This window comes from Pseudomonas sp. SIMBA_068 (assembly GCF_046534705.1).
Taxonomy (GTDB): Bacteria; Pseudomonadota; Gammaproteobacteria; order Pseudomonadales; family Pseudomonadaceae; genus Aquipseudomonas; species Aquipseudomonas putida.
On sequence record NZ_JAWRYI010000691.1, the window covers coordinates 1 to 265 of the forward strand.

1 pseudogene is annotated in these 265 nt (G+C 58.9%); it reads left to right on the plus strand.

Going from position 1 to position 265, the window contains the following annotated elements:
- Positions 1-13 precede the first annotated feature (13 nt).
- Positions 14-265 (plus strand): annotated as a pseudogene (gene tldD / locus SB756_RS31015) (metalloprotease TldD); the annotation flags it as partial.

The window sequence follows — 265 nt, forward strand, 5'->3', positions numbered from 1 at the left end:
TCCGCTGCAAAGCATGAGCCGTGAAGAGAAGCTGGATATCCTGCGTCGCGTCGATAAGGTTGCTCGCGAAGCGGACAAGCGCGTACAGGAAGTGACTGCCAGCCTCAGTGGTGTCTATGAATTAATTCTGGTTGCGGCCACCGACGGCACGCTAGCGGCGGATGTCCGTCCGCTGGTGCGTCTTTCCGTGAGCGTTCTCGTCGAAGAAGATGGCAAACGCGAACGCGGTGCCAGTGGCGGCGGCGGTCGTTTTGGTTATGAGTTC